The organism is Streptomyces cynarae (assembly GCF_025642135.1).
Lineage (GTDB): Bacteria > Actinomycetota > Actinomycetes > Streptomycetales > Streptomycetaceae > Streptomyces > Streptomyces cynarae.
This window is the reverse complement of record NZ_CP106793.1, coordinates 392,589-416,933: the sequence shown is the minus strand read 5'-3', so window position 1 is coordinate 416,933 and position 24,345 is coordinate 392,589. Positions and strand designations below refer to the sequence as shown.

Genomic DNA, 24,345 nt, shown 5'->3' with positions numbered 1-24,345 from the left:
GGGAGGCCCGGGACGACGGCTCGGGATCGGGTGGGTCGAGCGCCGGAGGGCCGGGTATCAAAAAAGGACCTTGAGGTCCCTTCCGACTCCTGCTAGCGTACGCACTGGTAATTTGACCAATGTGGCGGAACATGCGCGCGACAAGAACAACTCCCGGCTGACTGAGCGCGGGCGGGCGACTCGAAAGCGCATTTTGAGGGCAGCCGCTGACATGATGTACGTCAAGGGCGTCTCCTCCACGACCCTCGACGAGATCAGGGCGGCCAGCGGAACGAGCAAATCCCAGCTCTACCGTCACTACCCCGACAAGGATGCGCTGGTGCAGGACGTTGTCGCGTTGCAGGCTGCGGAATTGCTCGAGCGTCAGCACCAGCAACTGGAGCGGCTCAACTCTCTCCGCGGGCTGGAGCGCTGGCGGGACGCACTGATCGAACGCAACGCGCTCCGAAACGGAGCGTACGGCTGCCCGCTCGGCTCCCTTGCAAGCGAACTGGCCGATCAGGACGAAGAGGCGCGTAAGGCGATCGCCCGGCACTTCGACACCTGGGAGGGTCTGCTCGAGGCCGGGCTCGAGCGGATGAAGGACTCCGGAGTCCTCCGTGCGGACGCGAACCCCGGAGAGCTCGCCACCAGCCTCATGGCCGCCCTTCAAGGCGGCTACCTCCTTGCCCAGACGGCCCAGGACGTCAAACCCATGAGGATCGCCCTGGACATGGCGATCGGCCACGTGAAGGCCTATGCCGTGCTCGCCGAGGACGGCGATCCGCCGGCCGGGGCACGGGAGGACGCTTAGAGGGCGTTTATGCAGGTCAAGCCGCTATCTGCGGCTCTCGCTCCTGCCCTGCTTTGAGTGCCTTCATTCCATAGGCGGCGGATGACGCTCTCCCGGGCGGATGGTCGGCCATCCGTCTCGTTCGCTTCCCTACGCGGAAGTCCGTCTGGTCTGAAGTTGCCGTGGAATCACCCGATGAACGGCAGAAATCGAGCCCTCCGCCTCATCCATGATCACGCTACGCCGTGAGCGAAGCGCAAGGCGTACCCCGGCGACCTGTCCGACACCGGATGGGCCCTGATCGAGCCGACCTCAAACGCCCTCTGAGTCGTCTGGGGCGAGGCGGCGCCAAGAAGCCCTGGTGTGGCGCCACAGGCGATTGCGTCCGCGGTCTCTGTACCGGACTGGACTTCACCGTCCTCCCGGCCGGCGGAGGCGGCCCGGCCGGGGATGTGACGGCCGGAAAATGCCTTCGCCCGAACGCTCTGTGTCCGCAAGTGGCCCCAGCCGCCGACCGAGAACGGCGGCGGCCCCCGGTACACGAGGCAGGTCTCCTCCATGCAAGACGGGACTATTTGGTCCTGAAAATTCGCTGATCTGCTGTACGTTTGGTGAGAGCGGTCCCTTGCGGACAGCCAAGCAGTCAAGTCTCACAAGGATCTCCAGGGCGGTAGGCACTATGCATGCAGGTGTCCAGTTCTCAGTGCTCGGCCCGGTCCGGCTCCACAGGCAGGGGAGCGAGGCCGGAGCTGGTCAGCCGAGGCAGTGCGCCGTGCTCGCTTCGCTGTTGCTCAGGGCCGGCAAGCCTGTAAGTCTCTCGAAACTGGTGGAGGACGTGTGGGGCGACGAGGCCCCACCGTCGGCCGTGGGCTCCGTGCGCACGTACGTTTACAGGCTCAGGCAGGCACTGGGGGAGCAGAGTGACAGCTCCGTGAGCCTGGTCGACGGGGGCTACCTGCTGCACATCCAACGGGACGCTCTGGACCTGAACAGATTCAAGGAGACGACGGCAAGGGCGAGGGAGGCGCGTACCGCCGGCGACCTGGAGTCTGCGGCGAGCCTGCTGACCGAGGGCCTCGAGATGTGGAAAGGAGTGGCCCTCGCTGGGGTCCCGGGGCCGTTCGCGGAACAGCAGCGCAGCGTCCTCGGCGAGATGCGCCTCGCCTGCGCGGAGGAGCAGCTCGCCTGCGAAGTGGAGAGAGGGCACTACGCCGAGGCCGCCGCGGAACTGTCCGCTCTGCTTGCCGAGCACCCGCTTCGAGAGCGCGTATGCGGCCTCCTCATGACTGCGCTCTACGGCGCTGGCCGGCAGTCCGAGGCGCTGACGATCTACCACACGACCAGTCACCTGCTGCGTCAGCGCCTCGGCGTCAGCCCGTCGCCGGAACTGCAGCAAGTGCACGAGCGCATCCTCTCCGGGCGATTCCAGCTCCCGCAAAGCGCCGACCGCCCGAAGGGTGGGCCAGCGACGCCCCCGCCGCACGTCCCGGCTCAGCTCCCGGCCGCCCTGCCGAGCCTCGTCGGCCGTGAGAGAGAGCAGGAGCAGGTCGAGCGCTTGGCCGCCGATGCAGCGGCGTCGTCCTCCGTGGCCATCTGCGCGGTCGGCGGACTGGCCGGCGTCGGCAAGACGGCTTTCGCCACCACCGTCGCGCACCGTCTGGCTGACCGCTTCCCGGACGGCCAGCTCTTTGCAGACCTGCAGGGAGCCGGACCGGAGGCCGAGCCGCGGGACCCCGCGCAGGTGCTCGAGGACTTCCTGCAGTCATTGGGGGTCCCCGTCGAGGACATGCCCGAGACCGCGCAGGCGCGCGGGCTCATGTTCCGCGGCTTGCTGGCCAACCGCCGAGTCCTCGTCCTGCTCGACAACGCATGGAACACGGACCAGATAAAGCATCTCCTCCCCGGAGGCCCCGGCTCCATGGTCCTTGTCACCAGCCGCATGCAACTGCATGCGCTCGTCGCTGCCTACCAGGCACTTCCCCTGACACTCATGCCCCTGAGCCAGACGGACGCACGCAGCCTCCTCGCGCGCCGACTCGGCGCAGCGAGGACAGCAGCTGAACCAGAGGCCGTCGACCGCATCATCCGGCTGGCCGGGCAGCTCCCCTTGGCCCTGGCCAACGTCGCCGCCCGCGCGGCGTATCGACCCCAGCTGCGTCTGGCGAGCCTGGCCGACGAGTACGAGGCACCGGAGCACAGCACTCTGGACGCCTTCGCGAGCGACGAGGACCAGACCCTCGACGTCCGCGAGTCCATCACCCGCTCGTACCGCCTGCTCGACACGGAAACAGCCGCGCTCTTCCGCGACCTGAGCGCCTGCCCAGACCCCATGTTCGCGGCATCGCAGGTTGCGGACCTGGCCGGACGGCCCGAGCGCCGGGTCCGCCAGGCCTTGTCGCGCCTCACCCGAGCGCACCTCGTCGCGGAGATCGGCCCGGGTCGGTACAGCTGGAACCGGCTTGTGGCCGCCTACGCAGTGGAGCAGGCGGGGGAGAGGTTCCTCGACCAGGGCAAGCCGACCCGTTCCTGGGGCGAGCAGGGGCCGGCATCCATGTCGTCGTCAAAGGCACCCTGCGGAGACGTTGCCACGGCCAGTAGCCGGGACCGAGCAGTTCCCGACGGGGGGCATGCCCTACCGGGCGGCACCGTTCTACGAGAAAGAACTGACCAGCGAGTATGAGCGCCGCGACCCCTTTGTGTGGTTCGACGGCGGGCGGACCGGGTCCAGCCTGTTCGCCGCGATGTACCGGGCACAGTCGGCCGGACAGTCTCCACTACGGCTGCCTTCACCGTCTACGACAGGATCGCGGAGGCCCTCCAGGGGTTCCGACGCCAGGAAGCATCTCGTCCGTGGGAGTGCAACCCTCCGCTCGGGCCTGTCGGCGGCCAAGGCAGAACGGTTGACGTCGGGCGCACGAGGGCCCTTACCCCCTGCACACTGCTGGGACGCCCTGTGCCCGGGGCCGTCCCACCTGCAGCCGGGAGTGTGCCGACGCTCAGGGGCCCGCTTTCGTGCCCCCACGCTGGCAGCAGCCCTCCTCGCGCTGGAGCTGACCGGAAGCTCGGCTCGCACATCTTCCAACCGGCCAACGTAGGTGCGCTCCTGTGGCAGCACCTGTTCTGGTTCCTCGGCCATCGCGAGGTGCACATCATCGCGCTGCCGTTCTTCGGTATCGTCTCCGAGATCCTGCCGGTCTTCAGCCGGAAGCCGCTCTTCGGCTACCTGGGCATCGTCGGGGCCACGATCAGCATCGCCGGGATCTCCGTGACCGTATGGGCGCATCACATGTTCCTCACAGGAGGCGTTCCACTGCCCTTCTTCGCCTTCATGTCGTTCCGAATCGCGGTGCCGACGGGTGTGAAGTTCTTGAACCGGATCGGCAGGATGTGGAAAGGGTCGCTCTCGTTCGAGACGCCCATGCTGTGGTCAATAGGGTTCCTCGTCACGTTCCTCTTCGAGGCCTCACCGGCGTGCTGCTGGCTTCGCCGCCGCTCGACTTCCCCGTGTCCGTCTCCTACTTCGTCGTAGGCCATTCCACACACCCTGTTCGGCACAATCGTCTTCGCCATGTTCGCGGGCTTCTACTTCTGGTGGCCGAGCGGCGGACAGAGTTGGCCGACCGTCCCGCGGGCAGCGTGCGGACAGCAGCGTCTCGCGCTCAGCGTGGCACGGCCTTGATGAAATTAGACCGTAGCGCGACTATCGCGCGGCTCCCGAACGGGCCGTTTTCTTCGCGCAGCAATGCGCAAAGGGCGGAAGCGGTAGGCAGGACAGATCCATTCAGTTTCCGCTAGTCGGATGACGGGGCCACTGCGATTGGCGCCGTAGAGGCTTTATAGAGCTGTTGTAGACACTGCTATGGCAGGGTCAGATGGAACACAGTCAAGAAGTGTTCACCGCTCAATAGAGAAGGATCGAGCCATGGACTTCGAAGGCAAGAAACTCGTCGTGATCGGCGGCGCCAGCGGCATGGGCTTCAAGGCCGCGGAAGACGTGATCGCGCGGGGAGGAAGCGCAGTGATCGTCGGCCGCCCGGGTCAGAAACTCGACGACGCCGTGGCAAGCCTGTCGCGCTCCGGCAACGCGTGGTCGATCGGCGCCGACCTGGCGAACCGGAACCAGGTCGTCGAGGCGCAGAAGCAGCTGGCGGAGGACCACCCCGACGCCACCCTCCTCGTCAACTCGGCGGGGTTCTTCATGCCGAAGCGCTTTCTCGACTACGAGGTCGCGGACTACGACGCCTATCACGACCTCAACAGGGCGACCTTCTTCCTGACTCAGACCATCGTCCGGGGCATGGTTGCCGGGGGCCAGGGCGGCGCCATCGTGAACGTGGGCAGCATGTGGGCGCACCAGGCCCTCGCCGTGACACCGTCGTCGGCCTACTCGATGGCCAAGGCGGGACTGCACGCCCTCACGCACAACCTCGCCATCGAGCTCGCTGGCGAGGGCATCCGTGTGAACGCCGTGGCTCCCGCCGTCACCAGGACGCCCCTCTTCGAGAAGGTCTTCCCCGCAGACCAGCTGGACGGCGCGATGGAGCAGCTGAGCGGGCTGCAGCCCCTCGGTCGGGTCGGCACCCCGCAGGACGTGGCCTCCGCGATCGTCTTCCTCCTTTCGCCGGCCTCGAGCTGGACGACGGGCGCCATCCTCAACGTCGACGGCGGGGTCATGGCAGGCCGCAACTAGACGCACCCCCACGCCCGCCCGGGACTACGACCTGTCACCTGCCCCGGGCGAGGCATCCAGAAGGCATCGATCAATATTGCCCGCGTAGAAGGAGCTCGAATGGCAGGCAATCTGAGAAGCGTGACGGACGAGACCTTCGCGGATGAGGTGCTCAAGAGCGGCAAGCCTGTACTTGTCGATTTCTGGGCCGAGTGGTGCGGGCCCTGCCGCCTTGTAGCACCGGTACTTGAGGCGCTCGCCGCCGAGCACAGTGACAAGATCACAATCGTCCAGCTGAACGTCGACGACAGCCCCCGCACCGCTGCAGAGTACGGTGTCAGATCCATCCCCACGCTCAACGTCTACCGGGACGGCAAGGTCGTCAAGACGGTCGTCGGGGCCAAACCCAGGCCGGCCCTGGAACAGGACCTGCACGAGTTCCTGAGGTGACCGGGCACTGAAGGGGCGTGCCCGCCCGCCGCCGTGCCTGCCGTGACGCGTTCCGGCAAGCGCGAGCGCGGGCGGGTCAGGTCGGCGGCGGGGCAGCTTCCAGCCTTCTCGGACGTACTGGCTGATGTGCGCGTCCGATAACGCTGGAGTAAGTCCTGGTGTTCAGGTTCCGCTGCCGAGAACGTGCCGGACGGAACAACCTCGATAACCAGAGTCCCTGGCCATAATCCAGACGCGTCGGAGTCCGCGATCAGCGCCCCCGCAATGCGGTTCCACCACCTCACCGCTGGTGTAGCCGACACGGGTGGCCACGACACCCGGAAACCTCCGGAACACTCCTGGATGACCCAGTGGCAACCACCCGCCAACACGGCATGCCCCTTTGCCGGTGCCATCTTGTGTTTCCCCTTCTGCGAGGCCGGAATCGACTGAGGCAGTCCGACACGAGACCGGCCTCGGCGGGCCAGGCCGGCGCCTTCGCCCAGTCGTGGCAGCCAGACAGGGGCCTCGACTCAGCGGCGTCGAACCGCCGGCTCGTCGACCGTCAGCTGTGTCGGTGGCGGACTCCTTACCCGGCGTCTGCAGATGCCAGACCGAGGACGCCCTGCAGGGGATTCCGAACCGGTCTTGGCTGCGGCGCAGTCCCGTGTCCCGGAGGGTGCCCCCGGGTAGCCGGACATAGTCCGAAGCCAGTTGCGCTCAGGCATACGCTGCTGCCTGGCGAGTCCCGAGTCAAAAGAATGCTTGTACCTGCTCAAAAGCGGCGTGGAGCCGTTCGACCGAGGAATGAGACAGCCATGACCAGTAGGCAACCGGGCCCAGCAGACGACAGTCACGTCGAGATCGGGGACAATCCCGACGGGCGTTTCTACGAATTGCGCTATGGCGACCAGGTGGTGGGCATGCTCGTCTACGAGACGGTCGGCTCGCGACGCGTACTGACTCATACGACTATCCGGGAGGAATACCGCGGCCGGGGCTGGTCCAAGCTCCTGATTCGTTTCGCCCTCGACGACCTCGCTGCCAAGGGAGCGACGATCACCAATTACTGCCCGGTGGTGGACCGGTTTATTGAGCAGAATCCCGGATACGACCAGCTGATCGATCTCGAACACCCCGGCAACTGGGGCCGGTCCGGGAGGTAGGAGCGCGGCGGGCAGCCCTGAGTCCCAGGGGGCTTTTTCACCACTTGGCTGGAGCGCGATAGCCGACCGCCCAGGTGACTATGCCGGATAGACGCCTCGTCGACATAGGGCCGCTTGAATTGTGTTCTCCCGCCGGGCCGTCACCGAGGCGCCGGCACCGACAGGCCGCGGCGATCCGATGGCATGGAGGCCGTAATGACTTCACCAGACAACGTCCCGCCCTACGAAGACCTGGCCGACTCCAACCCCCTGCGTTCGCAAGAGGAGTACGACGAAGACGAACTAGGAGAGGATGTCCTGGACCGGGGTTACTCACCCGCCGATACTCCCCTCGCCGTGAACGACTGGGGCGTCACTGCGAGGGAGGGCGCCTCCCACGAGGACCTCGCGCATCGGCTCAGGCGCGAGGTGCCGGAAGTAAGTGCATCGGACGAGGGCGACGGGCTGGGCGACACGATCGGCACGGACGGAGAGCTCATCGACGATCAGGTCGGCGACGAGCGCGCCGGACGCCTCCTCAGTTGGGACACGGACGTTCTCGCCGCAGGCTACGACGGCGACGACTACTGGGCGCGCGACGTGGGCATCGACAACGGTGCCGCTTCCGCCGAGGAGGCGGCTGTCCATGTGGTGCCTGACGCTCAAGAGGACTCCTGAGCGCGCCATCCTCCGGCCGGGCCAGGCGCACGGGCGAGTCCGAGCTGCCCGGACCGGAGGGGCGATGAGGCAGGGAAGACTTCCTGTCCCTCCGTAGCGGGTCCGGCAGGCTGTATGTCGGCCCGCCCAGGAACCAGGACAGGCGCATCCACGGAATACCCGCCGTCGCCGCGACGGTATCGCCCTTCCCCGCACTGTCGGCCAGGCAGCGGCTGCCAGGTCAGACGCGTCAAGCAGTCTCGGCAGGCGTTGAGGCCGGTCGGACCCACCCGCTGCACCCAGACCAGTCGCCAGGCCCGCTGCGGAGGAGCCGGGCCGGGTGCCAAGCCCTGGACTGTCCTAAGCGGGCTGACACCGCACGCCGGGCGCAGCCGGCGTGGTCTGGGCGCTGAGAGAGGAAGCGACCGTGAAAATGATGCATTTCCCACCGGAACCGGGCACCAGCAGCCAGCGGGAGAGCCCCGCCCAGCGCCGTGCGAGATTCGAAGAGGAAGCCCTCCCGCATCGTCGCGCCCTCTACGCCGCCGCCTGGCGTATGACCCGCCACGCAGCAGACGCTGAAGACCTGGTCCAGGAAGCGTACGCGCGCGCGTATGCATCGTTCGACCAGTTTCAACCAGGCACGAACTTCGCGGCCTGGATGAAGAAGATCATGATCAATCAGTACATATCTACCCGCCGTGGACAGCAGTGCAGACCGCAGTTGTGCCTCTCCTCCGAGGTCGAAGACGAGCAGCTGGCGCGTCTTGGCGCCCATGCTTCCGGAGCACCGAAGTCGGCCGAGGCAGAAGCGCTGGAGCGAATCGTGAATCCCGACCTCCAAGCAGCCTTCCGCCAGATCTCCCCGCCGCGCCGGCTCGCTGTGTACCTCGCAGACGTCGAGGGTCTCTCCTACCGCGAGATCGCGGAAACGATGGGGATCCCTGTGGGCACCGTAATGTCGCGCATCCACAGGGGGCGGCGACAGCTGCGTTGGCTGCTGCAGCAGCACACGCCCGGGCTGCACACAGCGTGACCGCCCGCCACCGGCGTGGAGGGTCGCGGGCCTGCGTGGACCGGCCTGCTCACCAGCCGACCGCGACAGTACGGGAATGCGCGCCCCACGACGCGCGCGAGTTACTCGTTGAAATACGCCGGAAACCCCCGTCCGTGAAATCTCGGGATGCGTGCACGGCGAAAGAAAAACAGCGACTTCGCGTAGACGGCCTATAGATGGGTCTTGTGTTTGGCTTGTCCGCACGAGATGACCTGAGGATTGAAGGCCATGCACTCTGTGGATGTCAGAAGAACGCGCCACTCAGCTCCGGACGGACGTGCCGGAAGCAGCGGCTGTGCCCCGGCAGCACGGCCCGCCGAGGGCCGAGGGCAACTCGACCCGGAATCCGCCGCCTGGGTGGACGCGCTCGAGGAGGGCCGTGGGCCGCAGTTCGAGCAGGCGTGCACGCGGCTGCATGAAATGCTGGTGCGGATTGCCATGGACGAAGTGTTTCGTCGGGGTCCTCGTTACCGGATTACCGGGCCCGAGCTGAACGATCTCGCCCACCAGGCGGCCGCCGACGCACTGATGAGGATCACACGCAAAATTCGGGAATTTCGAGGCGACGCCAGGTTCACCACATGGGCGTTCCGATTCGTCGTGCTTGAGGTGTCCAGCAAACTGGGCCGCCATTTCTGGCGTGTTTCAAATGCCCGGGTCGACTTGGACGAATGGGCGCAAGTGCCCGACCGTTCCGGTATCGACCCCGTCAGCCACTGGCAGGCGCGAGAGCTGGCCGAAGCTGTGCGTGACGCAATCCAGACACTGAGCGCCCGCCAGCGGCAGGTGTTCACCGCCGTCGTCAACGGAGTCCCCCTGGAAGCGCTGGCCAGTGAGCTGGAGACGAACCGCAACGCGCTCTACAAGACGATGTTCGACGCCCGTAAGAAACTGCGAGCTCAGCTGATAGCCGGCGGACATCTCAGCGCCGCGGGCTGATGCAGCGGCGACTACGTCGGCACGGGCAACGCTGACCAGGCGGTTCGCACCGCGGCCGCACACGCCCCGGGGGCCTGGCAGTCGTCCCCCGGGCGGCGCCCTCAGGTACTCATTTTCCCGAGGCGCCGGAGGTAAGGAATCGCTCCGCCCGGGCGCTCACCTTCGAAGGGGCCCACAGGGGCCACCCCGGACTAACAGGGACGGCGAGCATGGCGTTCATCTCGCGCGGCTTCCACGGTCGAAGGCCGTCGGCGGGCACGAAGCTGCCACCTGGACAGTACGAGACGACCGGGTTCCCGGTGCTGTCCGCCGGGCCTACCCCCCGCATCCGGCAGGACGACTGGAAGCTGTCCGTGACCACGGAAGCCGGGAGACGGCACGTGTGGGACTGGGCAGACCTGATGGCACTCCCGGCGGAGTCTCCGACGGTCGACCTGCACTGTGTGACGAAGTGGTCGAAGTTCGGCACCGAATGGCAAGGCGTGTCCCTGGACGTTCTACTGGCGGACGTGGAGACGGCCGCAGAGCACGTTCTCGTCACCTCGTACGGGGGCTACACCACGAACATCCCCCTCGCCGACCTGGTCGACGGCAAAGCGTGGATCGTCTATGGCTACGGGGGCAGCGACCTGGCACCCGAACACGGTGGCCCCGCTCGGCTGCTGGTCCCGCACCTGTACCTGTGGAAGTCCGCGAAGTGGGTGCGCGAGATCGAGCTGAGGCAGAGCGACGTGCCCGGCTTCTGGGAGAGCGCCGGCTACCACAACTACGGAGACCCATGGCGAGAACAGCGGTATCAGGGAGACTAGGCGACCGGCTCCGATGGCGGACCCGGACCGCCGACGTAACGAGTCGGCGCGTGGAGTCGGCGACGGCCGTCACCCTGATACTGGACCTGCCAGGCTGACCCGGGCACCTGGCCGGCCAGCATGTATACGTCAGGCTGACCGCAGAAGACGGTTACTGCACCCAGCGCAGCTACTCGATCGCCTCGGCCCCCAACGGCCGGGGCTTCGAGCTGACGGTCCAGCGCACGCCTGGCGGGAAAGTGTCGCCCCACCTCGTGGACGAGTTCGTGCCGGGGACCAGTTGGAGCTGAGCGGGCCTGTCGGCGGGTGGTTCGTCTGGAGCAGCAGACCGAGCCGGTTCTGCTGGCGGCGGGCGGATCGGGACTCGTGCCTCTGATGTGCATGGTCCGCGCACGGGAGGAGGCCGGCACCCGGGCACCGTTCCGGGTGCTGTACGCACTGCCGGTCCGGCTGGAGTACTAGTGCCCCAGCAGGCAACGTTCGCCCCGTCGCGACGCCCGGCACGCTCCCCCAAGCTCTTCGAGCAGGGGGTACCCCCGGAGAACGCACCGGACGCCGCTCCTTGACGGGCAAACGTTGCCTGCCGCGGCACTAGCGCCATTCGCGCGGCCCGACCAGGTGGAAACTCGCCCTGCCGACACGGAGCACGCCGTCTGACAGCGGCGTGCACCGTACGCCGCCCTTGCCGCGTAGCGCACGCTGCGCCCCGGGCCCGATGAGAGTGTCCATCCACGCACAGGGCCGTGCAGCGCGGTTGACGGCGAACGCAATGGGGCCGTCGCCGGTGTCGAGTTCTACGGTCCAACCGACGTAGGCGTCGATGTCGATGCCTCGGAGCAGGATGTTCCGTCGCGTCTGTCGGAGGTCGACAGCGGGATCAATGCTTGTGGGCAGGTTCTCCTCCGCCATGATGGTCACGGCCGCGTCCCGGTGAGCCGGCTGGGCGAAGTACCGGTCGCCGACGATTCCGAGATGACTGCGTACATGGATCTGCTGCACCAGCCCCCCGACAGGATCCGCTGACGGCCCCTGGGCGGGCCGTCCGGAGAACCGGTGCACCGGCGATACGAGGAGTTGCACGACCTGTACTTCGTGCTGAGGGACGTGTGGAAAATCCAAACCGGGTCAGATCCCTTCTTCCACGCGAATTGCACTGTCTCCGCGTGCTCAAGTCATTGACGCGGACGGCCTGCTCCGTCTCAGGCGTCAGGCCGGTAGCTGGACCGTTTCCGGGTGCTGAGGCGTTTTCTCCTGCGGGTCAGGACCAATTCTTCCTTGTCCACTCCACCCCAGATTCGGTACTGCTGTGCTTTGGTGACAGCCCAACTGGCGCACTGTCGGCGGACAGGGCACTGCTTGCGCACGGCGTTCGCTTCGTCGGCCTGACGCCGGCCGGGGCGCTCCGGGCTTACGGGGAGGAACAGTTCGGTGTCGAGATCCCGGGCAGGCTGCGCTTTCGAGCCATGTCGAGATGCTGCTGGCGACTCCGTGGACGCGGTTCACGCCGCTCTCCCGGGAGGAGGGAACACGGTGCGGGAGGTGCGGCAGCGCCCGGGAATCGGGGTGTTCCGGAGGGGCGTTTCTCATTGCCGCGTGTGCAGCCTGTGTGTGCCGGTTCGGAGCTGGGCCGCGGTTGCTGTGAGAAGGCCGTCCCAGGACTCCTGGAACTTTGCCACGCCCTCGTCCTCCAACTGCTGGACGACTTCCGTATAGGGGATACCCAGGCGCTCGATCGCTTCCAGGTCGGCCCGGGCCTCGTCGTATGTGCTGCGGACATCGCTGCCTGCGGCCAGCCCCTGTGCCTCGACGGCGAGCAGCGTTGCCTCGGGCATGGTGTTCACCGTGCCGGGGGCGATCAGACCGGCGACGTACTTGGTGGCCTCGTACGCGCTGTCCTTGACGCCCGTCGAAGCCCACAGCGGGCGCTGTTTGTTCGCCCTCGAACGGAGCAGGCGGTTCCAGCGCTCACCGGAGAAGACCTCCTCGAAGGCTTCGTAGGCCAGGCGGGCGTTGGCGACGGCGGCCCTGCCCCGGAGGGCTCTGGCCTCCGGCGTGCCGAGGGCGTCGAGGCGCCTGTCGACCTCCGTGTCCATGCGGGAGACGAAGAACGATGCGACCGAGGAAATCTGCGACAGGTCGCGCCCAGCGGCGTGGGCTTTCTCGAGGCCCGTCAAATAGGCGTCAGCAACCTGCCGGTAGCGTGCCAGCGAGAAGATCAGGGTCACGTTGACACTGATGCCCTGGGCGATGGTCTCGGCGATGGCGGGCAGGCCCGCCTTGGTCGCAGGGATCTTGATGTATGTGTTCGGGCGGTCTACGAGCCAGGCCAGGTGACGTGCCTCGGCGATCGTCGCCGTGGTGTCGTGAGCCATGTGGGGGTCGACCTCGATGGAGACGCGGCCGTCCTGGCCGGCGTAGGACGCGAGGAAAGCGGGGCGAAGGATGTCGGCGGCATCGCGTACATCCGACGCGGTGATGGTGCGGACTGCCTCCTCGGCTGACACTCCGCGAACCGCGAGGTCGGACATCCGGGCCCCGTATTCCGTTCCGTGCGATATTGCGTCCCTGAAGATCGTCGGGTTCGTGGTGACGCCCACCACGTGGCGGCTGCTGATCAGCTCCGCCAGGCTGCCCGAGATGATCCGCTCGCGCGACAGGGTGTCCAGCCACACGGACACACCAGCGTCCGAGAGGTCCTTCAACGCACTTGTCATGTTTCCCGCACCTTCCAGGGGGGTGAGGCGGGCCGTGAAGGCCGCCCGAGCGTGCCTACGCCTGCGCAGCGGCGGCCCTGGCGGCGTGCCCTGCGCCCACCAGACCATCCCTACGCCGACCTGGGCCGACCGGCGCAGGGGCCGGTTGACCGGGGAACGTGCCGTCGGCGGCTTGTGGTCCGGCCGCAGGCTGAAAGCACCTCGGCACAGCCCCGATCGTAGTGCGCCTTCCCTAGCAGGGGCAGGCGGTCGAGTTGCACGTCGACGAGCAGTAGAGGTGCGGTAGACGGCATGCTCGTCCGAAGAGGCGCCGGATACTGTCCGTGTGGCACCTCGCGTGAGACCGGTCCGGGCCTGGGCGCGCCGCTGTTCCGTTGCATCTCACGGCCGACGAGTCGCACTGGCGCAGCGACGGGGCGTGACGGTACGACTGCCCAGCACGTGCGCGGCGCCAGGAGCATCCGGTGTGTCTGTACGTGAGATCAGCCGTGGCTGTCTACGGTTACGAAGGGGCTGAAGGCAACGAACTTGGAGAAGTCTCGCCCGACGCGCTTCACTGCGCTGGCGAGAGGGGCGGGGTAGCTCCAACCCACATCGTCCACGACCTTCCCGTCGATGACAGCGTTGAAGTACTGGCTGCGTCCCTTCCAGGGACACGTGTAGGGAGTCTCACTCTCGCTCAGGAGTTCCTGCGCCACTGTGCCCGGAGGAAAGTAGACGTTCCCCTCGATCATGACGATCTCGTCGTCGGACGCCTCGGCCAGCACTCGGCCCTGGATGGTCGCTCTCATAACACTCTCTCTCCTCGTCGGGCACCGCCGCGGCGTCGGCGGCAGCGGGGCGCCGGGTTCTGTGAGGGAAGCCAGCCGTGCTGACACTGCTCCGAGACGGGTCAGCGACCGACTCGAGCGCGGGTCTTTAGCGCTGTGGGCGGTCGAGTTCTTACGCGGCTGGACCTTTTCTTCAGGGGACTACCGTCCCAGCGACGCGCTGCAGGGTTGTCCTGGTACGCCTGCGTACGCCTGATTGCAAACCGTGGGCATTCACGCCGGAGTGGGCACACCCAGCCGAGGTGCCGGCACCGCCCATGGCTGCGGACTGCCAGGGAGCAGCTGTGGCTGGCTGAGGGGGCCCTACGGTCTGTGCAAATGGAGGGCCCGCCTACGCCCAGGATGGACGCACGGGATGGGTTGGCACGGCCCGACGTGCTTCCGCCATCCAGGTCACCGGCAAGTGCCTGGTCGCTGACGGAGACCCTTGAGTTCAAAGGGTCCTTGGATGTCCGAGGCGTCACGGGCGGCAGGGGAGCAGTGACAGGCTATGGTCGTCGGTTTCTGCTCAGCGACTCCGCAGCGGTGATCAGGGAAGCACCCAGAAGCACCACGTCCTTGATCAGAAATTGGCCGGCCGGCGAGAGCTTCGGCTCTCGCCCCCGCTGGTGCCACGCCTCCGGAGTGCTGATCAGGAAACTGAGCGTGACGGTGAACATCCCGGCCGCGAGCAGGCTGCCGACTGCCGAGACTCTGGGCGCCCACCGCCCGGTGGAGATCATCCCGGCGATCGTGATCTCAGTGATCCCGATGGCTTTGGCCAGTCTCGTCTCTCCGAGCGCTCTCAGCGGCCGTCGCAGCAGTGGGCTCGAGACGACCACAGGACGGATGTTCTCCACCTCGTAATCCTCGAACTTGAGCCGTCCGATGCTGGCGAGGTTCAGCACGAGTCCGAATCGGCTCGCCGTTATCCCCCCGGAGTGCAACCTGGCGATAGCGGTGTGCGCGGCCATGGCATTCTCCTGTCTTCGCACAGGCGCTGCCCCGACGGCGGTCAGTGGTGGCGTCTGCGCTTCCCTGCGCAGCCGCAGGCCCGAGGCGGACCCTGCCCGAGTATCGTGTGTGCACCGGCCTCAACCCGTGCGCCTCAACTCGGCCGACGGGAGGGGCGTTTTCTTGGCACTTGTCCCATCATGTCAAGAGCCCGCGCCGCCGGCATCCCAGGGTCGGCCGACGCGGTTGCAGCGCATCACGGTTATTCGAGGGCAGGACGCCGGCCCCAGTGTCCCGGCGCCAGCTTCTCCCGGGCGCTGGTGGCGCCAACGTGCCTAAAACTGTGGTCTCCAAACACGACACACGGTGCGGCACCCGACTGCGTCAAAGGGCAGCTTCGTGACACGGTGGCCGGCCTCGGCTCCTGTCCGCGCGGCAATGGTGCGGTGACTGAGTGGAGTTGGCGGAAGCGCTCTAAGCGAGCGCTCGCCCACTCCCTCGCGCGAGGCAGGCAGGAGGCGCTGCGCCTGAGCGTCGACTTGTCGGTGTGCCGGCAGGGGTCTCAGAGGACCTGGAAGCGGGCTCCGCCGCTGGTTTCCGAGAGGCGGAGGCTGTGGACTCGCCGCTCCCGCGCCATGCAGGGGGTTGTTACGAGCCCCGCGGTCGGAGGGCCTGGAGGAGCAGAAGGGGTCGTGGTCGTCGGCGTCGACCGACCGGGTGTCCCTTGTCCCGAGCCCCTCCCGGTGTAGAGGGTGCTTCCGTCGGCGCTGCGCCCTCCGTGGCGCGGCTGCTGCGGACGAGGCTTCCTGCGCTGAGCGCGGCTGGTACCTGTTCGCCCTTCGCTGCCGCGGCGTTTGCAGCGGATAGGCCGCGACGACCCTCGGCCACATCGCCTCGCCCGCACTGGAAACCGGCCGCTCAACGCGGCCCTACACCGCATCGCGATCACTCAGGCCGACTACCATCCCGATGCCCGCGCCTACCTTCTGCGACGCAAGGAAGCGCGCAACACCAGCACCGAAGCCAGCCATACGCGCACCGCGACGGCGACTCTCCGACGTCGTCTACCGTGCCCTCCTCAACGACGCCCACATCGGCATTCACCACGACTCCCTTCGGCAAGCAGCCTGATTGACATAGGAGCAAGAGGACGCAACGCGGCCCCGACAGGACGCCGGGGCGAGAACGGTGGCCAAGATGCCCTGCAAGCCTGTGAACGCGACACTGAAAGGGTGAGTGCAGTAAGAACCCTCACACGCTAGGCGCAGTTCTCCGGCATACGTATTCGTCACTGGCCACCGCGGCGGAGTGTCGGCGGTGCGGGTGCCGGCCCGGCGGACGGAGGCTCTGGCATCCAGCATGCAGAAAGCCGGGCACGCTCAGCCTTCGCGGCTCCGGCCCCGCCGAGGTACCTGACGGCGCCCCGGCGGTACGCCGGACATAGCCAGCCCATGGCCCTTTGAGAGAGAAGCTGATGGAGGACGACACACTGGCTCAGAAGGCAGCCCGCCTGGGGTGCGCCACGCTCGTCGACGCCATGAACCGGGTCCACGGCCACCGAGCGCACATACCCGCCATGTCGAGCCCCGACCCTCTCCGGTATCTCTTCGGGCCGGCAGCCACCATCTCCTATCTCCCCTACCGCGAGGACCTGGCGGCAGAGGGCCCCCATGACTTCCGGTACTACTTCTACGGAGCACTCGGGAACCCGCCCAGGGCGGGCCAGGTGCTCGTGCTCTCCAGTGGAGGGCACGCCGACGTGTCCCATGGCGGGGGCACGAAGCTTGCCAGGGCAGACGGCACCGGGCTGGCCGGCGTCCTCGCCGACGGCCGGCTACGTGACTTCGGCCAGTTGCGTGGCTACAGCTTCGCTACCTGGTGCAGGGGGGAGGCGGTCCGATGGGGCGGCGACACGGTGATGCCGTACGCCTGCGCTGTGGCTGTTGAGATTTCCGGCGTGTGCGTGAGCCCCGGTGACTACATCTACATGGACAGCGCCGGTGGCGTCGTGATTCCCTCCGCCAGCCTGCGGCGGGTGCTTGCCATCGCCGAGGACATCTCAGCCGAGGAAGCGGAGGCCGCGAAGGGCATCAGAGGTGAACAGGCGCAGCCAGGCGAGTAGCGGCGCAGACCCGCGGGAAGTGGCGGGTGCTGGAGGCCCCCTTCCCGTCGTGCCCAACGCATACGAGATCAGCACCGTCCCGAGTTGGATGCCCCCTCCTGAACCCCTGCGTCCCGTTGGCGCTGCACGAGGTCCCACGCGGTGGCGACGACGGCGACGTCACTCGCGAAAGCCCAGACCGCCAGGTGGTCGGGACCCGGCGTCACGGTGCGCGCGACCGTCCAGTCGGCCGTCGCCGGACGCGACCGCCAGGACGATCCCTGCCGCCTGGAAGCACGCGTCCACATACGTGCCCGGCCTGTCGAGGGCGACCTGCAACGCAGCGTCGCCGCTACGGGTCGGGCACGAGCGATGGGGGCAGCTTGGGCAACCCGGTCCTCTTCCTCCCGTCCCGGTCGTGAGGGGAGGCAGCCGGGCTCGCGACGGGCGGCCGTTTCTGCCCACCACGTCAACGGTCCGCCCGTGCACCGCGCCCTGGGGAGGCCCTCACCCGCGGCCCTCGCACACCTGCGACACGGTAAGAGTCCGGGCATGCATGACGCGAATAGGTTAAAAGAGACACTCCAGCACCGTCTGGGAGGTAGGCATGCCGGAGTACAGCAAGAGCCCACAGCGCATCTCACAGCTCACCGACCAGCAGTACCGTGTGACCCAGCGAGACGAGACGGAGCCCCCGTTCTCCAACGCCTACTGGGACAACAAGGCACCCGGTATCTACGTGGACGTCGTGTCCGGGGAGCCCCTCTTCGCCTCGATCGACAAGTACGACAGCAGGACCGGCTGGCCCAGCTTTACGAGGCCTCTGGAGTCCGGCCACGTCGTCGAGAGGCCCGATACCAGCCACGGCATGGTCCGCGTCGAAGTACGGTCGGCTCAAGGGGACAGCCACCTCGGGCACCTGTTCCCGGACGGGCCCAGCGACCACGGAGGACTGCGGTACTGCATCAACTCCGCCTCGCTGCGCTTCGTCCCCCTGGAGGATCTGGAGCAGGAGGGCTACGGCCAGTACCGGAGCGTCTTCGAGACGACGGAAGAGGACGCCGCCGAGAGCCGATGACCGGCAACCAGGGCAGGGCCCCGGAGCTCGAAGGGCATGGCGGCTCGGCGCCCCGTCTTGCGGCTCGGGCCCAGCAGGGCCCCAGCCGATACCCGTGTACAGCAGTACGGAAAGCACTCATGTGCTGCGGCGCCCAAGGGGTCGAGTCCCCTCGACGGGCCGGAGGCGGCCAACTCCAATAGAGCAGACCCCCTCCAATGGGATCATCTTCGCCGCGCTGAGCCAGAAGACGCCCGCCGGACCTCACGAGCAACGGAACCGTCGGGCTCGGGAGAAGGAGCGCACTGTGACCAGGAACATCGACAACCTGCACCCGGAAGACGGCGCCATCGTGCCGCCTGAGCAGATCCCCACCGCTGTCACCGCAGGCCGCCTGGCCTACGGCGATGGCACGACCCAGACCTTCCAACCCGACGGGAGCACCTCCTACTTCGAGGCAGGGCACCAGACGGAGGGCACCTGGTCCGTCGACGAGAATGGGCGCTTCTGCTCCTTCTGGCCGCCCTCCTACCAAGCGTCCTACGATCTGCGCTGGGTGGTGGAAGGGGGAGCAGTCGTCGGCCTTCGGTTCTCCGACCTGAGGAGCGGTACCTCCTTCGACGGCCGTTTCCAGTAGCCCCGGGCTCCGCTTGAGGTGACAAACCCGAGCGGTGGCCCACCAGCTTCCGGCGGCCCCGCCTTCCGGTCATGGCGGGCACCACCGAACAGAAGAGATGGCCGTTCTTGCCGCCCCGACGGCGACGACGTGCCATCCGCAAGGGAGGCCATGGGTGGCTCAGTCGGCGCCGACGGGGATCGACAGTACTGTGATGCCGCTCGTGTCCAGCCAGACCGTCTCCGGTGCGCGCACCAGACGTAGCATTACTTGTCCACACTGCTGGCAGCGGGCTACCAGTCCCGGTGCCTGGCGGTATACGTGCAGGCGTGCGACGGGCCCTGTATTGCTGCAGTGCGCGCACTGGCTGGTCGCTGCTGTCAGGTCGACCGCGAAGAGTTCGGCCAGAGGGCCGGCCAGCGCGTTGCCGTCGATGTAGCCGCCCTCTGCGTCGGGTGGGATACCGGCGGTGTCTGCCGGTGTGCCTGCCGTCATCTCAGTCTTCTCCTCCGCCGAAGCGCTCTGTGCGGACTCGCTCGGGGTCGTGTCCGAGGAGCACCAGGTAGGCAGCTGCCTTCTCGACGAATGCCGTGGGTCCGCAGACGTAGCAGGTGGGCGCGAAGTCCGGTGGCCATCCGTGGCGTGCCAGGTCGTCGGGTGTGATGCGGCCCGGGGGTCGCGCGGACTGCTGCGGCGCTTCCCGGGTGTAGATGTGTGTGAGGTCGACCCCTGGTGTTCCTTGGCGGATTTCTGGCCCGTACAGCAGCTCGGCCGGCGATCGCAGGGAGTACAGCACCCGGAAGGGAACCCGGCTGCCGGCTGCACGCCGCGAGCGGATCATGCACATCAGCGGCACCAGCCCGGAGCCTCCGGCCACGAGCAGGACCGGTTCTTCCTGCTCCGGCTGCCAGACGAACCAGCCTCCGACCGGTCCCCGCAGTTCCAGCTGGTCGCCGGGCATGAGCTCGTCGACCAGGTAGGGAGAGACCTCGCCCTCAACGACGCGCTGCACTGTGAGTTCCAGGCGCGTTCCGTCCGGGGCCGAAGCGATGGAGTAACTGCGTTGTGTGCTGTAACCGTCTTCCGCGGTCAGCCGGATGTCCACATGCTGGCCTGCCAGATGGCCGGGCCATTCCGGCACCTCCAGCACCAGTGTGACGGCCGTCGCGGACTCAGCGCGACGTTCTGTCACCTCGGCGACCCTCCATCGGAGCCGGTCGCCTAGTCTCCTCGATACCGCTGTTCTTGCCACGGGTCTCCGTAATTGTGGTAGCCGGCGCTCTCCCAGAACCCCGGGATGTCCTTCTCCCGCAACTCCAGTCCGTGCACCCACTTCGCGGACTTCCAGAGGTAGAGGTGCGGGACGAGCAGTCGGGCCGGACCGCCATGCTCGGGGGCGAGCGGCCGGCCGTCGTAGCCGTACGCGATCCAGGCCTTGCCGTCCAGAAGATCCTCCAGCGGGAGGTTCGTGGTGTAGCCCCCGTAGGAGGAGACGAGGACGTACTCGGCAGCCGTCTCGACATCGGCGAGCAGGACGTCCAAAGACACCCCCTGCCACCGGGTGCCGAACTTCGACCACTTGGTCACGCAGTGGAGGTCTACTGTCGGGGTTTCCGACGGCAGCTTCGTGAGGGCGGCCCAGTCCCAGCTGTGCCGCCTCCCGGTCTCCGTGGTGACGGACAGCTCCCACTTGTCTGTGCTTATCCACGGCGTGGGCCCGGCCGAGAGGACCGGAAAGCCCGTGGTCTCGTACTGTCCGGGTGGCAGCTTCCTGCCCGCGGGCGGCCGTCGGCCGTGGAAACCGCGCGAGATGATCGCCATGCTGGCCGTCCAATCGGCTCGTCGTAGCAGGGCTGGCGCCCCTAAAAAATATCAGCGACGCGGAACACCCGCCTCTTGTCTCCCTTCTCTCCCACAGCCCTCAGCGGCACCTCCGGCCTTCGTCGCGACGTCGGTCCAGACATTGCGCAGTCAGTCGAAGTGCCCGGCGGCCGCCAATTGAGCGCGCAGCTTCCTGCGCGCGTCGAAGACGGTCTTGTACAGCGCGCTCGGACTGGTGTCGAGCTCACGGCCGGGGCGGCGGCGTTCACCCGGATACCCTCGCCCGCCAGCTCGATGGCGAGGTTGTGCGTCAGCGCGTGCCAGACGCTCCTTGGCCACGGAGCAGGCCGTGGACGGCGTGGCCCCGGTAGCCCGATGACCCTCCCCTTGAACCTCACCAGTTCTCAGGGGCGACGTACGGTGGCTTCCACGCGGTCACGTGGAGCATCACCGATCGGGTGAAGGCTGAGTGCATCCGGTCCAGCGCCTGGCCTGACACGCCGCGGCGAGCGAGGTAGTCGCGAGAGGTCGCGATCGCGTCGGCGGTGAAGCTGAGGTTGAAGCACTTCCAGCAGCTGCTTCCCCAAGCGCTCCCGTAGCAGCAACGTACCTTGCGCCACTTACTTTTTTCGGCACTTGAGAGTCCTTTTCCTTTATCAAGATACGGGCTGCGCCGGGCCGCGTGGCGGCCGCGGCCCTACGCGCCCGCCAAGACTGCACGTCAGACCGGCCGGATCGGCCGCGTTCGATGGGCAGCCGCCTGGCGCGACCGGCCGACCCGACGCCTCGCGGACACACGAGCGAACCCTTCACGTGGAGCGCCCCTGAGAGCGTCACTGCACCAGAGCCGCCCGTCACGGTCAGGGCGCTGTGGCCTTCGCCCGCCGCCGACGCGCCAGCTGTATTGATCACGAGCGTTGTCAACGCCGGTCAGGCTTGATCACGGCGAAGACCGGGTGGCGAGTCCACGACCCTGCCACCTGTCCCGACCGCCGCCGCACCACCGGCTAGGACTACACCACGCTCGGGTCAAGACACCTAGCGGGCCGACTCCCCATCTTCGAGGCTTCGGCCGCTGCGGTCCTCGGGAGCTGCCGCGAATGTCCTGACGTGGGCGATCGCCATGTCGAGTGCGACTCGCATCGGGTGTACGTCCCGAGCGGTCTGGGACAGGAGGTACCCGCCCTGAAGGGCGGCCATGATGCCCGTGGCGAGCGCCTGAGTGTCAGCCTCCGGCCGTAGCACCCCGGAGTCCCTCATCCTGACCAGCCCCGCCTCGATGAGGCCCTGCCAGACGGTGAAGTGCCGGTCGATCGCCTTGCGGGCCTCCTCGTCCCGGTCGGCCAGCTCGCTCGCCAGGGATCCAAGCGGGCAGCCGTAGGCCCCGTTGTGCAGGGCGTTCCGTTCGACGACTGCGTCCCTCCAGCGCTCCAGCCCACGGATGGAGTTGAGGCGCTGCAGGTGTCGTTGATGCCGTTCCAGCACTTCGGTGGCCTGCAGCGCGACGACGTCACGCATCAACGCTTCCTTGTCGGGGTAGTGGCGGTACAGCTGCGACTTACTCGTTCCGCTGGCCGCCCTGACGTCGTCGAGGGTGGTCATGGCGACTCCCCTGACGTGCATCATGTCGGCAGCGGCCCTCAGGATGCGCTCGCGGGTTGCCCGCCCTCGCTCAGTCAGCCGGGAGCCACTCTTCTCGCGCGCCTGTTCCGCCACGTCGGTCAGGTTACCTGTCCGGACGGTAGCAGGACCAAAGAAAGGACCTCAAGGTCCTTTTTTCTGGCTCCCTCGATCCGGCGCCCCGCCGCCGCGGGGCCGGGGCTGTCGAGGGTCAGATAGGCGACGTCCAGGATGCCCGCGTCGTCCGCGTCCCGGGCCAGTCGCGTGTGCAGCCCCTCCACGAGCGGGCTGCTGGGCACGGCTGTCCTGTCGCAGAGGTTGCGGATGCCGTCCGCCGCCGCTCTGCGCGCCACTGCCCAGGGCGGACAGGAACGTCTCGGACCAGGCCTCCTCTGCATCCCACCGGCTTGCCACAGCCAGGACCCCCCGGTACACGGTGGGCCCCTGGTCCGCCACAACGTGTTCGAATGTCGGCTCTCTCACGACGGGTAGACGCTCGGGACGCCTGGAATGCGGGGGTCACTGGGGCGCGCGGCCATGTCCCGCACCGCGAGCGGGCCCGCGCCGGTCAGCAGGCCTTGAAGGCGCCGGCGCCCTCTCGTCGTCGCCCCCCGGTCAAGTTCCCGGCGCGACATGAATGCACCGATAAAGTGGTGGTTGGGGCTGAGAAGATCCGGTCGCCTCGCCGGGGATGTTCCAGCGGCGGGCGGCGCGCGAACGGCTCGGACCGCCAGTACTTATCCTGCGACGCAGCGTCGCAGCAGTCATCTGGAGCCTCCATGCGCGTGTTCGTCACTGGCGCCAGCGGAAGCATCGGCTCAGTTGTCGTTCCTGAACTCATCGCCGCTGGTCACGAGGTCCTCGGTCTCGTCCGCTCCGATGCCGCGGCTACGGCCGTCGGCGCCGCTGGCGGGACGCCGCTCCGCGGCGACCTCACCGACCTTGACAGCCTCCGCGCCGGCGCCGCGCAGGCCGATGGTGTCATCAACCTGGCCTTCAGCAACGATTGGAGCAACTTGGCGCAGGGCATCTACGAGGAAGCGCGCGCCGTGCAGACCCTCGCGGCTGCACTCGCAGGCAGTGGCAAGCCGTTCGTGCATGCCGGCCTCACGCCGATGTTGTCAGGCCACGTCTCCACCGAGGAGGACCCCGAAACCACCAACGGTCCGGTCGGTGGCCGCGGCCGCAATTCCGAGGCGGTGCTGGCCCTGGCCGCCCAGGGCGTCCGGTCCTCTGTCGTGCGGCTGCCACGCTCCGTGCACCAGCGCGGGTCGGCATACGGCTTCGGCTCGGTGCTCATCGCCGCCGCGCAAAAAACGGGCGTGTCTGCGTACGTCGGCGACGGCACGCAGCGATGGCCAGCGGTCAACCGGCTTGACGTCGCCCCACTGTTCCGCATCGCGCTGGAGGATGCTGCGCCGGGCACAGTCCTGCACGCGGTAGCCGACGGGGGCGACACCATGAGGTCGCTGGCCGAGGCTATCGGCGGCGTTCTCGCGATGCCGGTCGAGTCGGCGCCGCCCGAGCGCTTCGGCCTCATCGGTCGCCTGTTCGCCCTTGACATGCCATCGTCGAGTGCGCTGACCCGGGAACGGTTCGGCTGGGAGCCCACCCACCCGAGCCTGATCGCCGACCTCGCTGCCGGCGGCTATCCCACCCTGGGCTGAAATCCTCGGGATGCCGGCGGGACCGGACGGGGTGAGTGACTACTGCCCTTCCACGTACACCGGGCTTACCTGGCCTCCGTCCGGACGGTGTGTTTCCGGGCAGAGATCCGTCGGCTTCACCGGGCCGAGCAGATGCCGGTGAGGGCGATCGCGAGGAAGCTGGGGATCTCGAGGAACACCGTCCGCAGGGCCATCGCGGACGACGCGCCGCCGAAGTACCAGCGGACGCCGAAAGGCTCGATCGGGGACGCGGTCGAACGGCAGATCCGCGAACTGCTCGAGCAGTGGCCCGAGATGCCGGCGACTCTGATGGCCGAGCGGATCGGCCGGGACCGGGGCCTGACCGTGCTCAAGGACCGCATTCGGGACTTGCGGCCGGCCTACCGGCCTGCGGATCCGGCCTTGCGGACGGTCTATGAGCCGGGCGAGATCGGCCAGTGCGACCTCTGGTTCCCGCCCGGCACATTCCGCTCGGCTTCGGCCAGGCAGGGCGGCCACCGGTGCTACCT

Annotated in this window: 24 protein-coding genes and 4 pseudogenes; 17 read left to right on the top strand and 11 right to left on the bottom strand. The window is 67.6% G+C overall.

What is annotated here, in order from left to right:
- Window positions 1–121: 121 nt before the first annotated feature.
- The 5 genes and pseudogenes from N8I84_RS02175 (at window position 122) to trxA (ending at window position 5,891) form a co-directional block, all read left to right on the top strand.
- A complete protein-coding gene (locus tag N8I84_RS02175) occupies window positions 122–793 on the top strand; it encodes a TetR/AcrR family transcriptional regulator (RefSeq protein WP_263234625.1) in 672 nt (223 codons plus the stop codon).
- 751 nt (window positions 794–1,544) lie between these two features.
- The gene (locus tag N8I84_RS02170; RefSeq protein WP_263227716.1) at window positions 1,545–3,452 is read left to right on the top strand and encodes an AfsR/SARP family transcriptional regulator; all 1,908 of its coding nucleotides are present in this window, start codon (window positions 1,545–1,547) and stop codon (window positions 3,450–3,452) included.
- Window positions 3,453–3,789: 337 nt separating this feature from the next.
- A pseudogene (locus tag N8I84_RS02165) lies at window positions 3,790–4,370 on the top strand (cbb3-type cytochrome c oxidase subunit I); the annotation flags it as partial.
- Window positions 4,371–4,694: 324 nt separating this feature from the next.
- Complete coding sequence (locus tag N8I84_RS02160) at window positions 4,695–5,462, top strand: SDR family NAD(P)-dependent oxidoreductase (RefSeq protein WP_263227714.1); 768 nt, start codon at window positions 4,695–4,697, stop codon at window positions 5,460–5,462.
- Window positions 5,463–5,561: 99 nt separating this feature from the next.
- Window positions 5,562–5,891 carry a thioredoxin gene (trxA, locus tag N8I84_RS02155; RefSeq protein ID WP_263227712.1) on the top strand — a complete coding sequence of 110 codons (330 nt, stop codon included), beginning with the start codon at window positions 5,562–5,564 and terminating at the stop codon, window positions 5,889–5,891.
- 84 nt (window positions 5,892–5,975) lie between these two features.
- Here trxA and N8I84_RS02150 read toward each other — a convergent pair.
- Window positions 5,976–6,286: pseudogene (locus N8I84_RS02150) on the bottom strand (peptide-methionine (S)-S-oxide reductase); the annotation flags it as partial.
- Between the two features lie 402 nt (window positions 6,287–6,688).
- Between N8I84_RS02150 and N8I84_RS02145 the strand changes: the two are divergent.
- The 7 genes from N8I84_RS02145 (at window position 6,689) to N8I84_RS02115 (ending at window position 10,939) form a co-directional block, all read left to right on the top strand.
- Window positions 6,689–7,036 (top strand): GNAT family N-acetyltransferase, encoded by a 348-nt coding sequence (locus N8I84_RS02145; RefSeq protein ID WP_263227711.1) that lies wholly within the window; start codon window positions 6,689–6,691, stop codon window positions 7,034–7,036.
- A 195-nt stretch (window positions 7,037–7,231) separates the two neighbouring features.
- Window positions 7,232–7,693, top strand: coding sequence for a DUF5709 domain-containing protein (locus tag N8I84_RS02140; RefSeq protein ID WP_263227710.1), 462 nt, complete (start codon window positions 7,232–7,234; stop codon window positions 7,691–7,693).
- Window positions 7,694–8,105: 412 nt separating this feature from the next.
- Window positions 8,106–8,708 carry a sigma-70 family RNA polymerase sigma factor gene (locus tag N8I84_RS02135; RefSeq protein ID WP_263234624.1) on the top strand — a complete coding sequence of 201 codons (603 nt, stop codon included), beginning with the start codon at window positions 8,106–8,108 and terminating at the stop codon, window positions 8,706–8,708.
- Window positions 8,709–9,086: 378 nt separating this feature from the next.
- A complete protein-coding gene (locus N8I84_RS02130; protein ID WP_263227709.1) occupies window positions 9,087–9,668 on the top strand; it encodes an RNA polymerase sigma factor in 582 nt (193 codons plus the stop codon).
- Between the two features lie 209 nt (window positions 9,669–9,877).
- Complete coding sequence (locus N8I84_RS02125) at window positions 9,878–10,477, top strand: molybdopterin-dependent oxidoreductase (RefSeq protein ID WP_263227707.1); 600 nt, start codon at window positions 9,878–9,880, stop codon at window positions 10,475–10,477.
- Window positions 10,478–10,584: 107 nt separating this feature from the next.
- Window positions 10,585–10,767, top strand: a complete 183-nt coding sequence (locus N8I84_RS02120) for an FAD-binding oxidoreductase (RefSeq protein WP_313884340.1) — start codon at window positions 10,585–10,587, stop codon at window positions 10,765–10,767.
- 16 nt (window positions 10,768–10,783) lie between these two features.
- Window positions 10,784–10,939: a hypothetical protein gene (locus N8I84_RS02115; protein ID WP_263227706.1), complete on the top strand. Its 156-nt coding sequence runs from the start codon at window positions 10,784–10,786 to the stop codon at window positions 10,937–10,939.
- Window positions 10,940–11,068: 129 nt separating this feature from the next.
- Here the strand turns inward: N8I84_RS02115 and N8I84_RS02110 are convergent, their stop codons facing one another.
- From N8I84_RS02110 to N8I84_RS02095, 5 genes and pseudogenes are all read right to left on the bottom strand, one after another.
- The gene (locus N8I84_RS02110) at window positions 11,069–11,476 is read right to left on the bottom strand and encodes a molybdenum cofactor biosysynthesis protein (RefSeq protein ID WP_263227704.1); all 408 of its coding nucleotides are present in this window, start codon (window positions 11,474–11,476) and stop codon (window positions 11,069–11,071) included.
- Window positions 11,477–11,676: 200 nt separating this feature from the next.
- Window positions 11,677–11,910: pseudogene (locus N8I84_RS43010) on the bottom strand (WhiB family transcriptional regulator); the annotation flags it as partial.
- A 150-nt stretch (window positions 11,911–12,060) separates the two neighbouring features.
- Window positions 12,061–13,191 (bottom strand): transaldolase, encoded by a 1,131-nt coding sequence (gene tal / locus N8I84_RS02105; protein WP_263227702.1) that lies wholly within the window; start codon window positions 13,189–13,191, stop codon window positions 12,061–12,063.
- A 482-nt stretch (window positions 13,192–13,673) separates the two neighbouring features.
- Window positions 13,674–13,982: a DUF427 domain-containing protein gene (locus tag N8I84_RS02100; RefSeq protein WP_263227701.1), complete on the bottom strand. Its 309-nt coding sequence runs from the start codon at window positions 13,980–13,982 to the stop codon at window positions 13,674–13,676.
- Window positions 13,983–14,509: 527 nt separating this feature from the next.
- Entirely contained in the window at window positions 14,510–14,974 is a 465-nt protein-coding gene (locus tag N8I84_RS02095; protein ID WP_263227700.1) for a YkgB family protein, read from the bottom strand.
- A gap of 1,439 nt (window positions 14,975–16,413) precedes the next feature.
- Between N8I84_RS02095 and N8I84_RS02090 the strand changes: the two genes are divergently transcribed.
- The 3 genes from N8I84_RS02090 to N8I84_RS02080 all read left to right on the top strand — a co-directional run bounded on the left by N8I84_RS02090 (window position 16,414) and on the right by N8I84_RS02080 (window position 18,749).
- Window positions 16,414–17,076 (top strand): RraA family protein, encoded by a 663-nt coding sequence (locus N8I84_RS02090; protein ID WP_263227698.1) that lies wholly within the window; start codon window positions 16,414–16,416, stop codon window positions 17,074–17,076.
- A gap of 586 nt (window positions 17,077–17,662) precedes the next feature.
- Entirely contained in the window at window positions 17,663–18,133 is a 471-nt protein-coding gene (gene msrB / locus N8I84_RS02085; RefSeq protein WP_263227696.1) for a peptide-methionine (R)-S-oxide reductase MsrB, read from the top strand.
- Window positions 18,134–18,419: 286 nt separating this feature from the next.
- On the top strand, window positions 18,420–18,749 hold the full coding sequence (locus tag N8I84_RS02080; protein ID WP_263227694.1) for a hypothetical protein: 330 nt from the start codon (window positions 18,420–18,422) through the stop codon (window positions 18,747–18,749).
- 159 nt (window positions 18,750–18,908) lie between these two features.
- Here the strand turns inward: N8I84_RS02080 and N8I84_RS02075 are convergent, their stop codons facing one another.
- The 5 genes from N8I84_RS02075 to N8I84_RS02055 all read right to left on the bottom strand — a co-directional run bounded on the left by N8I84_RS02075 (window position 18,909) and on the right by N8I84_RS02055 (window position 22,522).
- Complete coding sequence (locus N8I84_RS02075; RefSeq protein ID WP_263227693.1) at window positions 18,909–19,223, bottom strand: DUF6510 family protein; 315 nt, start codon at window positions 19,221–19,223, stop codon at window positions 18,909–18,911.
- A 1-nt stretch (window position 19,224) separates the two neighbouring features.
- The gene (locus tag N8I84_RS02070; RefSeq protein WP_263227690.1) at window positions 19,225–19,980 is read right to left on the bottom strand and encodes a ferredoxin reductase; all 756 of its coding nucleotides are present in this window, start codon (window positions 19,978–19,980) and stop codon (window positions 19,225–19,227) included.
- On the bottom strand, window positions 19,950–20,549 hold the full coding sequence (locus N8I84_RS02065) for a sulfite oxidase-like oxidoreductase (RefSeq protein WP_263227688.1): 600 nt from the start codon (window positions 20,547–20,549) through the stop codon (window positions 19,950–19,952). Before N8I84_RS02065 ends, N8I84_RS02070 begins: the two co-directional genes overlap by 31 nt.
- 1,038 nt (window positions 20,550–21,587) lie before the next feature.
- Window positions 21,588–22,265 (bottom strand): TetR/AcrR family transcriptional regulator, encoded by a 678-nt coding sequence (locus N8I84_RS02060; protein ID WP_263227686.1) that lies wholly within the window; start codon window positions 22,263–22,265, stop codon window positions 21,588–21,590.
- Window positions 22,266–22,270: 5 nt separating this feature from the next.
- Window positions 22,271–22,522: a hypothetical protein gene (locus N8I84_RS02055; RefSeq protein WP_263227685.1), complete on the bottom strand. Its 252-nt coding sequence runs from the start codon at window positions 22,520–22,522 to the stop codon at window positions 22,271–22,273.
- Between the two features lie 426 nt (window positions 22,523–22,948).
- Between N8I84_RS02055 and N8I84_RS02050 the strand changes: the two genes are divergently transcribed.
- Both N8I84_RS02050 and N8I84_RS02045 read left to right on the top strand, forming a co-directional pair.
- A complete protein-coding gene (locus N8I84_RS02050; RefSeq protein ID WP_263227683.1) occupies window positions 22,949–23,836 on the top strand; it encodes an SDR family oxidoreductase in 888 nt (295 codons plus the stop codon).
- A gap of 132 nt (window positions 23,837–23,968) precedes the next feature.
- A pseudogene (locus N8I84_RS02045) lies at window positions 23,969–24,345 on the top strand (IS21 family transposase); the annotation flags it as partial.

Bases quoted from the DNA above. Each gene is read 5' to 3' on its own strand.
- N8I84_RS02160 (WP_263227714.1), top strand. From the start codon at position 4,695: ATGGACTTCGAAGGCAAGAAACTCGTCGTGATCGGCGGCGCCAGCGGC.
- trxA (WP_263227712.1), top strand. From the start codon at position 5,562: ATGGCAGGCAATCTGAGAAGCGTGACGGACGAGACCTTCGCGGATGAG.
- N8I84_RS02145 (WP_263227711.1), top strand. From the start codon at position 6,689: ATGACCAGTAGGCAACCGGGCCCAGCAGACGACAGTCACGTCGAGATC.
- N8I84_RS02140 (WP_263227710.1), top strand. From the start codon at position 7,232: ATGACTTCACCAGACAACGTCCCGCCCTACGAAGACCTGGCCGACTCC.
- N8I84_RS02135 (WP_263234624.1), top strand. From the start codon at position 8,106: ATGATGCATTTCCCACCGGAACCGGGCACCAGCAGCCAGCGGGAGAGC.
- N8I84_RS02125 (WP_263227707.1), top strand. From the start codon at position 9,878: ATGGCGTTCATCTCGCGCGGCTTCCACGGTCGAAGGCCGTCGGCGGGC.
- tal (WP_263227702.1), bottom strand. From the start codon at position 13,191: ATGACAAGTGCGTTGAAGGACCTCTCGGACGCTGGTGTGTCCGTGTGG.
- N8I84_RS02100 (WP_263227701.1), bottom strand. From the start codon at position 13,982: ATGAGAGCGACCATCCAGGGCCGAGTGCTGGCCGAGGCGTCCGACGAC.
- N8I84_RS02095 (WP_263227700.1), bottom strand. From the start codon at position 14,974: ATGGCCGCGCACACCGCTATCGCCAGGTTGCACTCCGGGGGGATAACG.
- msrB (WP_263227696.1), top strand. From the start codon at position 17,663: ATGCCGGAGTACAGCAAGAGCCCACAGCGCATCTCACAGCTCACCGAC.
- N8I84_RS02075 (WP_263227693.1), bottom strand. From the start codon at position 19,223: ATGACGGCAGGCACACCGGCAGACACCGCCGGTATCCCACCCGACGCA.
- N8I84_RS02065 (WP_263227688.1), bottom strand. From the start codon at position 20,549: ATGGCGATCATCTCGCGCGGTTTCCACGGCCGACGGCCGCCCGCGGGC.
- N8I84_RS02050 (WP_263227683.1), top strand. From the start codon at position 22,949: ATGCGCGTGTTCGTCACTGGCGCCAGCGGAAGCATCGGCTCAGTTGTC.